Source organism: Bacillus sp. SRL543 (assembly GCF_984799205.1).
Genome location: NZ_OZ481794.1, coordinates 2992129 through 3002500, shown reverse-complemented (window position 1 = coordinate 3002500; position 10372 = coordinate 2992129). Strand labels below are relative to the sequence as shown.

Genomic DNA, 10372 nt, shown 5'->3' with positions numbered 1-10372 from the left:
AGTCCATCTGCTAAATTCCTGATCTCTAGCTGAAAAAAGAACGCCGGGTGGGCAAAAGAGCAGTGTTTTTGTCAGGTATAAAGAGGAGAACGGGAGCTTTAATCGAGAATTTAATCACTTAACTTGATAATCTACCAACTTACCGGTAGATTTCACCAATCCCCAGCATAACCACTCCCACAATCCCCGGCAAAACCGTCTTTCCCCAATCATCCGCAAAGTTTCCATCCTATCCTATCCAGAACTACTTAATAACGCAATCCCTAATCTCCATCCAATAGCTGCCGCAAAGGTGCAAGTCCACTTTCATAAATCTTTATTACTGTTAGAAAAACAGCTTATAGGCCTCATATCCAAAGTAAAGTCCAAAACCGATAAGGGAGAGCCCCGATAAAATTGAAATAAGCGTAAGTATCCTGCCAGTCATGAATCTTCTGAAACTGCTTGCCACCGCTGCCATCGTCAAATCCCAAAGCAGCAGGCCGATAAAGATTGCACAGCTGTATATCAATATTTGGCTTTTATCATATTCAGCTGCTGTTTTCGCCAATACAGAGCCATAAATGCCAAGCCAGAATAGAATGGTCAGGGGATTGGAAATGGACATCAGGAATCCGGAAATAAATGATTTTGCTGCCGATTCATCTTTAAGGCGGTCGTTGGATACTACTTTTCCTGCAGTTAAAAGGCTTTCGATTCCCGTATAAACGAGCACAAAAAAGCCGAACAGCCATAAAAATGATTTTACGAAGGGGATCTCCAGAAAATTCACGACTCCCATATAGACAGCAATCATATATACTCCATCTGCGATCATAGCTCCCAGTCCGACAAGCCAGGCATGAAAAAAGCCGTTTTTTATGCCTTTGTCCAGCTGTGCTGCATTTATGGGACCAATAGGAGCTGCAAGGGAAAGCCCTAGGAAGATATAGCTTAGAAATATGCTCAAAAAAAACAACTCCTTCTCATTTGCTGCTTGTACAATTCTATTCAGCATTATAGGTTTGTACGACAGAAAAATGGATAAAAACTGCTGCTGGCTTTGCGAAGTCAGAAATGGGGAATAGTAGAAGCGAAGGCAAAGGGGTGATAAGTGATGATCGATGAACAGCATTTGGTCAAACTGATTAAACAATTAAAAGAAGCTGACAAACAGCAATTCCAGGAAATAATTTCAGAATTGCAGCCTTATGATATTGCCAGGCTTTATGAGGAGCTTCCGGAGAAGCACCGTTCGCGTTTCATCCTTCTGCTTGATCCCGAGCAGATTGCAGATTTGCTTGAAGAGCTTGAAAGGGAAGAACAGTATGGGGTTTTAGTAAAGCTTGGTGTGGAAAAATCAGGTCAGGTCATGGATCTTATGGATAATGACGACTTGGCCTTGCTTTTAGAAGGCCTTTCACCTGAAAGGATAGAAGAACTCCTGGCAGGGATGAAGCAGGAGGAGTCCCTGATTGTCCAGAGTATCATGAATTACCCGCCTGAGACTGCAGGAAGAATAATGACGAACCGGTTCGTATGGATTCCTGAAAGCTATACTGTCAGCGAAACGGTTGCCAAGATGAAATCATTTGCTGTATTTTCGGAAACAATCAATTATCTTTATGTGATAGATAAAGACAAATGTTTGACAGGGGTTGTTTCATACAGGGACCTGATTCTGGCAGAGCCTCATGAACAGATCAAAGATATTATGTTCAGCAGGGTGATTTCAGTAAATGTGGAAACAGACCAGGAAGAAGCAGCCATGCTTATTGAGCGCTATGATTTCCTGGCTTTGCCTGTCGTGGAAGAAAACGATCGGCTGGTAGGCATCATTACTGTGGATGATATTATTGATGTGGTCATCAGGGAAGCGACAGAGGATATTGAAAAACTATCAGCATCGGGAAAATCTATTGATTTTGACACAAAGGCTTTTGTGGCTGCCTACCGGAGACTGCCATGGCTGATCTTGCTGCTTTTTATAGGGCTTGTTTCGGGAACGATCATCAGCAGCTTTGAAGAAACGATTTCCAAGGTGGTTGCACTGTCATTCTTCATGCCAATGATAGCAGGGATGACAGGGAATACAGGAACACAATCCCTTGCTGTTGTTGTAAGGGGGCTGATCAGCAGAGAAGTTGACCGGGAGCTTGCAGCAAAACTGATTCTCAGGGAGTTTGCTGTCGGGCTCATTATTGGGGTGACCTGCGGCATCCTGATATCTGTGATTGCATATATCTGGCAGGGTAATGCCGTTTTGGGCCTGGTGGTCGGAAGTTCTCTTATTATTACCTTGATTATAGGCACTCTTGCAGGGACAATAGTCCCGCTTGTTCTTTATAAGCTGAATATTGATCCGGCGGTTGCTTCAGGGCCTTTGATTACTACATTGAATGATATTATCTCGCTGTTCGTATATTTCGGCATTGCAACTGCCTTTATTTCAAAGCTGATGTGAGAGAGGAATAAATTTCTTGCTGAAGCGAAAAGCTAAATCGACAAACTTTTTTGGAGGGATTTTCTTGAACGCAAATCGGGTTAAACAGATCCTTTCTTCAACTGCAGAAATTGAAGTGACTTATAATGGTGCTTCTGTATGGATTGACAGCCTCAATGAAGATGGCCGGACCGCAACAGTCCATTTGAGAGGTCCGCTTGAGGAAAGGTCTGTTGTAGAAATTGGAGAACTGTTGGAAAAATAAGGTGGACGCCGCTCTGTTATGAGCGGTTTTTTTATTTTTCATAACCTCAGTTAGTTTTTCAAGTTGATTTTTGGCTCACGCTTGTGAACTATAGTTCACAAGCGTGAGCCAAAATCAAAAACAAAGTTCAAAGCGAAAAATAAAAAAATATCAAAATCATGTTTAAAACATAAATGAGAGGGTATAAAAAGAGGTCGGATTCTGTCCGCTTTTCTATTTATAGGCAATCAGTGCTGATTTAGGGGGGGAAATTATGAGTTTTAGAAAGAAACAGTTCCTGGGTTTCGGGATCATTATGCTGTTTGTGGCAGCTATCCTGTTCTTGACGGTCTACTTTATGAATGGGATGAGAAGCAACCTTAGGGAAATCACTGAAGACAGATATGAAAAAGTTAAAACAGCTGGTGAAATCAGGCAGGGATTTACCCAGTCTGACCAGGTGATCCTGCAGCTGATTAACAGTGAAAAGGCTGCCGATGCGGAAAGCAAAGAGAGAATTGAAGAAAACAGAAACGCAATTCTGCAGGGCGTAGCATATCTGGAGGACCGCCTCAATCGCGAAGAGGCACAGGATCTGCTGATGCAGATTCAGATTGAATACTCCTCCTTGATCAACACAGAGGATGATCTGATAAGGGCGCTGGATGGTGATGTACCTGCAGCTGATTTGCGGAGGCTTATGGAAAGCCGGCAGGAGCAGAGAGACAGCCTTAGTGAAGACCTGTCTGACTTCAGTGCCTTTCAGGAAAGCCTGATGGGTGCTTCTGTGGAGCAGTCACGTGATACATATGATCAGATGATTATCAGCATTATAGCAGGGTCCATCCTTTGTCTTGCTGCTGTCGTGGCAGCGGCTTTCTGGGTGATTAGAAGCACATCCATGAGCCTGAAAAAGATAATCAGTGTCATATCCAGGGTGAATTATGCCGATCTTTCTTCCCTGCCCAGAGTAGAAATTAATACAAAGGATGAAATAGGCGAAATCGGGCTTGCTTTCAATGAGATGGCTGCATCGCTTGAAGACTATAGTTTAAAAGAAAAAGACTATACGAAACATATATCTGAACAAAACTGGCTGCAGACGAATATAGCAGATATCGCTACAATGTACCAGGATATAACGGATATCAAGACGCTGGGCGAAAAATTTATTGCAGAAACTGCTATAATTCTGGACGCCTCTGCCGGTGCGTTTTATTTGCGCACTGGGGAAGGCAGGGAAAGCCGTTTCCTTAAGCAGGCAAGTTATGCTGGAGATGGAAGAGAAGCTGGCAGGGAGGAGTTCTACCTTGGCGAAGGCCTGATCGGCCAGGCAGCTCTGGATAAGCGGACCAGGGTGCTGAAGGAGATTCCGGATGACTACTCGCTTGTCAGTTCTGGACTTGGTGAAGTGAAGCCTAAAAGCATACTGATTGCCCCGGTCCTTTTTGAAGGGAATGTCACTGCAGTCGTAGAGTTTTCTTCCATCAGGGAGTTCACAGCTCTTGAAGAGAAGCTTCTGACACAGCTGCTGGATACGCTCGGTATCACAGTCAACAGTGTGCTCGGAAGAATGGAAATCGAGCGGCTGCTAAAAGAATCCCAGATGATGACAGAAGAGCTGCAAGTACAGTCAGAAGAGCTCCAGACTCAATCTGAGGAACTTCAGGTCCAGTCAGAAGAGCTTCAGTCACAATCGGAAGAGCTAAGGATGATCAATGAACAGCTCGAAGAAAGAACAAGGGATGCAGAACAAAAATCCCGCGATCTGCAGCAGGCCAATAAGGATATTGAAGAAAAAGCAGAACAGCTGTTATTAAGCTCCAAATATAAATCTGAATTCCTGGCCAATATGTCGCACGAGCTCAGGACCCCGCTGAACAGCATCCTGCTGTTATCAGAAATGCTGTCAGAGGGGCAGGGTGAAGAAATACCGGAGGAGCAGAAGGAAGTAGCTAAAGTGATTCATTCATCAGGGAAAGATCTGCTTTCTCTCATCAATGATATACTTGACTTATCTAAAATCGAGGCCGGGAAGCTGGATATGCTCTTTGAAGAGATGAATTTGAGTGAATTGCCTTCCTATCTGGAATACAATTTCAGCCATCTGGCACAAAAAAAGAACCTGGATTTCAATATCTCAATTGCTGAAGACCTTCCTGGGATCATGTATACAGATCAGCAAAGATTTCAGCAGATTATCAAGAACCTGCTTTCAAACAGCTTTAAATTCACAGAGAAAGGCTCTGTTTCCATAGAGGTAAATCTGGCTGAACCGGAAAAGACAAGAAATCTGCCTTTAAAATCAAAAGCTGATTTTTGGACAGAGATAAAAGTGTCTGATACAGGAATAGGCATTCCGGAAAGCAAGCAATCCATCATCTTTGAAGCATTTCAGCAGGGAGATGGTGCGTCAGTCAGGAAATACGGAGGCACAGGGCTTGGCCTTTCTATCTGCCGGGAGTTTGCAAAGCTCTTGGGAGGCTGGATATTCGTGGAAAGCGAGGAAGGGGAGGGAAGTACTTTTACCCTGTTTATACCAAGCCTTCCTAATGGCCTCGAGAAAGAACAGTATACTGCAGCAGCACAGCTAGAAATAGCCGCTTCGGCTGCGGCGGAAGAAACAATCACAGATACTGGGGCGGAGGAGCCGGAAATTCATGCAGGGATTTCAAAGGAAATCCGTCATATCTTTAAAAATAAATCTGTGCTAATATGTGATGATGACAATCGCAATATCTATGCGCTGGAAAAGGCGCTTAAAGCCGAGGGAATGGAAGTCACCACGGTGCAGAACGGGCTGGAATGCCTGGAGATGATCCAGCAGAGAAGAGATATTGACATTATTCTGATGGACATTATGATGCCTGTGATGGATGGCTATGAAACAATGCAGCACCTGAGGTCCATGGATGGTCTTGAACAAATGCCGATCATAGCATTGACAGCGAAAGCAATGAAAGGGGACAGGCAGAAATGTCTGGATGCTGGTGCATCCGATTATATCAGCAAGCCCCTGAAGCTTGATCAGCTTTTGTCCGTCATGCGGGTGTGGCTGACAAAAGCTTCTTAGTAAATTGGAAAGGGGCATATGTGTGAAAAAGGATGTGCTTAAGGCGGATGAACGGGAAAAAATTGAGATGGATCTTCTTCTTGAAGCCGTCTACCTGATTTCCGGTTATGATTACCGCCAATATATGCGCTCCTCTGTAGAAAGAAGGATACAGCATAGAATGAGGCTGGAGCAGATACCGACAATCAGCAGGCTTATTGAAAAAGTCCTGCACTATCCAGGCTTCATTAATAGAATATTGGACGATTTATCCATCAGTGTGACAGAAATGTTCCGGGATCCATCCTTCTTTAAAGCATTTCGCGAGAAGGTTGTACCCCGTCTCAGGGGCCTCCCGGAAATCCGGATATGGCATGCAGGCTGTGCTACAGGGGAAGAAGCATATTCAATGGCAATATTAATGGAAGAAGAAGGACTCGGCAGTAAAACAAGGATCTATGCGACCGATATAAACGAAAATGTTTTAAAGCGGGCAGAGAGCGGGACATTCCCCCTGGCCAGGATGCAGACTTATACTAAGAATTACATCCAGGCGGGCGGCAAGAAGGCTTTTTCAGAATACTATTCTACTGACGAATGCAATGCCTATTTTCACCGGAATCTAGTGAAAAATGTGATATTTGCCCAGCATAATCTGGTGACTGACGGCTCTTTCAACGAGTTTCATGTTATCATCTGCAGAAATGTAATGATTTATTTTACACCTCAGCTGCAGCAGGATGTACTTGATCTTTTCCATGAGAGCCTTTCTGATGGCGGGTACTTGGGACTTGGAAACAAAGAAACGCTGAGAATTGGACGTTCAAAGGAAAATTATGCGGAGTTTGATGGCAAAGAGAGATTGTATACGAAAAAGTAAGGGGATTGCCTGGATCTTTGGGCATAAACTTAGAATTAGAAGGGCGGAACCCATGATGGTTCCGCCCTTCCGTTTGTATTATACTTAGCTTTCGGAGCAGGCCAGGACATCTGGCTGCAATAATTGTTGGGTGCAGCCCTGCTGGCCAGTCTGCATCTCTAAGCAAGCCCGGCAGCAGAATATTTCTCTGCGGCTTCAACGGCCGGATGCTTCAGCACCTGTTCGATTTCCGCCTTGGCTTGGATCATGACGACACACATATCATCCGGCTGGCATGCTTGGAGCTCTTTAGGAATGATCAGATTGATGGGTGCATCAATGGTTTCTTTGTCCCACTTGCTTCCCGCTGCTTCTGCAAGCAAGGGAATGCCATCCTCAAACTTTCGTTCAATGGCTTCCATGACCCCGTCTGTGTACAGAAGGATCTGAATGCTTTTTTCATACTCGATAACAGATTTTTCGACTTGTATGTTATCCCAGAAGCCGATGGCGCAGCTGCCTTTTTTCATGGGGACCGTTTCCCGTCCATCCACAAGGGCAAAGCATGGCGGATGCCCGGCGTTTACGAACTCCACTGTTTTTTTCTTTGTATCGATCACCAGATATACCGCTGTAAAATAATAATGGAGACCGCTCTTTTTTTTCTCGAGCATGACCATCCATTTATTCAGCTCTTTGATGACTCTTTCCGGGTCACTGAAATTCCTGATCACATCCCTCAGGACAGAGGAAATGAACATGCAGACGAGGGAGGCTGAAATGCCATGCCCCATCATATCCAATACGATGGCTGCATACCTGTTCTGATCAATCTTATGCCAATAATACATGTCGCCTGCCAATTTAAATGCGGGAATATAGGAAGCATTAATATGTATGTGATCCTCCTGAACCATTTCGCTTAAAAGATTATGCTGGACCTGCTGGGCTAGATCCAGTTCATCCTTTATTTTTTTTTCGTGTTCTTTATGCCAATCTTTTTCTTCCTTAAGCCTCAGGGCAACCCTTAATCTGGCTGCAAGCTCCACTTTATTGATAGGCTTCGTTATGTAGTCGATGCCGCCTACATCCAGCGCCTCTGCTACCTTTTGAGAATCTTCAAGGGCAGTGACAAATATGACGGGGATATCCCGGTACAGGGGATTTTCCTGCAGGCGCCTGCATGCTTCGATCCCATCCATTTCAGGCATCATGATATCCATCAGGATGACATCTGGTGTACTTTGGGGAAAAGCGGGCCCGGCGCTTTCCAAATGCTTGAAAAGGTCTTTTGCCGATGTAAAAGACCTGTAGTCGTCATACCCGGCATTCCTTAAAATCTTTTCAACTACAAACAAATTTACCTGGTTATCATCCACTATTAAAATCGACATTCTCACTATCTCCTTTAAGAAAGAAGCACATTCAGCTCCTCATAAAACGGTTTTAAATCTGTCAGGCTGGGGAAACAACTACCTGTATGAATATTATGTATGATAGCGGTTCAGGAAAACCATTCCGCAATATATACCCTTCTTTTATGGGCGTTAAACATATTTTTTCGGAATTCCAGTTATAAATTCCCGGTGCGGTACAAAGTATAAATTAAACAGAGGCCGTTCATTAGGCAGCTGCAGAGGATTGCTGTAAAATAAATGGTGATTTTTACATAGAGAGGAGAACCAGTTATATGGATAAAGAACAAAGTAAAGTGGATCTCCAGCAGGTATCGGATGCAGACAAAATATGGACAAGAGATTTTGTCCTGATCTGCATTGCTAATTTTTTTGTATTTTTAGGCTTTCAGATGACATTGCCTACCATCCCCTTATTTGTTGAAGACCTTGGGGGCAACGATCAGCTGATTGGATTTGTGGTTGGCATTTTCACATTTTCTGCCCTGCTTCTCCGGCCGTATGCCGGGCATGCTCTTGAAACAAAAGGCAGGCGCTGGGTTTACTTGCTCGGCCTCTTTATTTTTGTGCTTGCAGTAGGGGCATTCGGTTTTGTGCCTGGAATCATATTTTTATTTTTGTTAAGAGTGATCCAGGGCGTGGGCTGGGGATTTGCCACTACTGCTTCAGGGACAATCGCAAGTGACCTTATTCCTCCTAAAAGAAGGGGGGAAGGTATGGGCTATTATGGCCTTTCAGGCAATATCGCCCTTGCTCTCGGTCCTTCGCTGGGACTCACACTTGCAGGAGTACTGACATTCAAACAGCTGTTTTTGATTAGTGCTGCACTTGGAGGGGCGGCTTTTTTGCTTTCATCACGGATCCGCTATAAAGAAGTGGAAGAAAGCCAGTCCGCTGCCGCTCCGGTTAAATGGGATTTCTATGAGAAAAGTGCACTGAAACCCTCTGTCCTGCTGTTTTTTATCACTGTGACTTTTGGAGGGATTGCTTCCTTCCTGCCGCTCTATACAGCTCAGAAGGGCATCGGCGGAATTCAATGGTATTTTCTGATTTATGCTCTTTCCATCATGCTGACAAGGACCTTTGCCGGTAAGGTTTATGATTTAAAGGGCCATAAAGCTATATTTGTACCAGGGGCCTTCCTGATATTAATCGCGATGATCCTGCTTTCATGGCTGCCGGGCACCGGCATCTTATATCTGGCAGCTGTGCTCTATGGGCTGGGTTTTGGCAGCGTCCAGCCTGCCCTGCAGGCATGGTCGATTGAACAGGCGCCAAAGAACAGAAGGGGGATGGCGAACGCCACATTCTTTTCTTTCTTTGATCTTGGGGTGGGAATTGGAGCGATGCTATTCGGCCAGATCAGCCACTGGTTCGGCTATAGCAGCATCTATTCGACAGCTGCAGTATCAGTCTTGATTTCAATGGTCATGTACCTTATTTTTCTCAAGAAAGAGGATAAACACAAAAAACATGGAGCACTGCAATAGCAGGCTCCATGTTTTTTGGTTCTCTAAAAAGGCAGTCACCGTGTCTTTTGACACTATGATGCAGTCAGGAACAGCAGTATGATAATAACTTAAAAAGTCTTAATCATGGTTTTGGCAGAAGGAATTCAGGGAAAAGAAAAAGAGGATGCGTCAATTTGAAAGTTTCTGATGCTAAAACTATGTCCATGGGGGGATACATATGGCTAAAAGATTGATTCTTTTATCGCTGCTGTCTGCTGTTTTATTTGTATTGATTTCCTCATTCGAATTCGATGCAAAAAAGACAAATGCTAATGTAGAAGAGAAAAAAGACTATGTTTCTTTTGAATATAGAATTACAAAGGTAGAGGATGGCACGTATTACGGGAAATCAGCTGATGGGCTTGGCATATCATTTACATTGGATGATCTTGACCAGAACATCATCATTAAAAAAGAAGATACAGTGGTTTGTTATTTTGAAAAAGACAATATGAGGGACGGATTGGTCCGTGTCGAAAAGAAATAGCCAGTCGGTTGATTGGCTGTTTTTCTTTTGGCAAAATGATGCGGGTACCGTGTTTTTTTCAAAAATGAAGGGGTAATAGTTTAGTGGAGAAAAAATTTTAATGAAAGAGGCTGATCATATGGCAGACAATAAGAATAACGATGACCGCAATCAGTATTTCCAGGAGCGAGCCGGGACAGATGAAGCAAACTTCCACGTTGTGCCAGGTGATGAGGAAGGCTGGGCTGTAAAAAAAGAAGGCGAAGATGAGCCGGAATTAACAACCGGTTCCAAATCCGAAGCTGTGGACAAGGCTAAGGATATGGCGAAGGAAGCAGGTACAATGGCCATTATCCATAATGATGAAGGAAGGATAGAGGACCAGGAGAATTACCGCCAATAA

The 10372-nt window shown here is 44.1% G+C and carries 9 protein-coding genes; 7 read left to right on the top strand and 2 right to left on the bottom strand.

Annotated features, from left to right (window positions below):
- Positions 1-325: 325 nt before the first annotated feature.
- A complete protein-coding gene (locus AC4E8B_RS15360; RefSeq protein WP_490214235.1) occupies positions 326-949 on the bottom strand; it encodes a LysE family transporter in 624 nt (207 codons plus the stop codon).
- A gap of 147 nt (positions 950-1096) precedes the next feature.
- On the opposite strand from AC4E8B_RS15360, the gene mgtE reads away from it, so the two are divergent.
- The 4 genes from mgtE to AC4E8B_RS15340 all read left to right on the top strand — a co-directional run bounded on the left by mgtE (position 1097) and on the right by AC4E8B_RS15340 (position 6598).
- A complete protein-coding gene (gene mgtE, locus AC4E8B_RS15355; protein WP_490214234.1) occupies positions 1097-2443 on the top strand; it encodes a magnesium transporter in 1347 nt (448 codons plus the stop codon).
- 64 nt (positions 2444-2507) lie between these two features.
- Positions 2508-2687: a small, acid-soluble spore protein, H family gene (locus AC4E8B_RS15350; protein WP_490214233.1), complete on the top strand. Its 180-nt coding sequence runs from the start codon at positions 2508-2510 to the stop codon at positions 2685-2687.
- A gap of 253 nt (positions 2688-2940) precedes the next feature.
- Complete coding sequence (locus AC4E8B_RS15345) at positions 2941-5739, top strand: sensor histidine kinase (RefSeq protein WP_490214232.1); 2799 nt, start codon at positions 2941-2943, stop codon at positions 5737-5739.
- A 67-nt stretch (positions 5740-5806) separates the two neighbouring features.
- Positions 5807-6598, top strand: coding sequence for a CheR family methyltransferase (locus tag AC4E8B_RS15340; RefSeq protein WP_490219709.1), 792 nt, complete (start codon positions 5807-5809; stop codon positions 6596-6598).
- A 158-nt stretch (positions 6599-6756) separates the two neighbouring features.
- Here AC4E8B_RS15340 and AC4E8B_RS15335 read toward each other — a convergent pair whose 3' ends face one another.
- On the bottom strand, positions 6757-7971 hold the full coding sequence (locus AC4E8B_RS15335; protein WP_490214231.1) for a SpoIIE family protein phosphatase: 1215 nt from the start codon (positions 7969-7971) through the stop codon (positions 6757-6759).
- Positions 7972-8267: 296 nt separating this feature from the next.
- Between AC4E8B_RS15335 and AC4E8B_RS15330 the strand changes: the two genes are divergently transcribed.
- From AC4E8B_RS15330 to AC4E8B_RS15320, 3 genes are all read left to right on the top strand, one after another.
- A complete protein-coding gene (locus AC4E8B_RS15330; RefSeq protein WP_490214230.1) occupies positions 8268-9482 on the top strand; it encodes an MFS transporter in 1215 nt (404 codons plus the stop codon).
- Between the two features lie 199 nt (positions 9483-9681).
- Positions 9682-9990, top strand: a complete 309-nt coding sequence (locus AC4E8B_RS15325) for a hypothetical protein (RefSeq protein ID WP_490214229.1) — start codon at positions 9682-9684, stop codon at positions 9988-9990.
- A gap of 118 nt (positions 9991-10108) precedes the next feature.
- Positions 10109-10372 carry a DUF2188 domain-containing protein gene (locus AC4E8B_RS15320; RefSeq protein ID WP_490214228.1) on the top strand — a complete coding sequence of 88 codons (264 nt, stop codon included), beginning with the start codon at positions 10109-10111 and terminating at the stop codon, positions 10370-10372.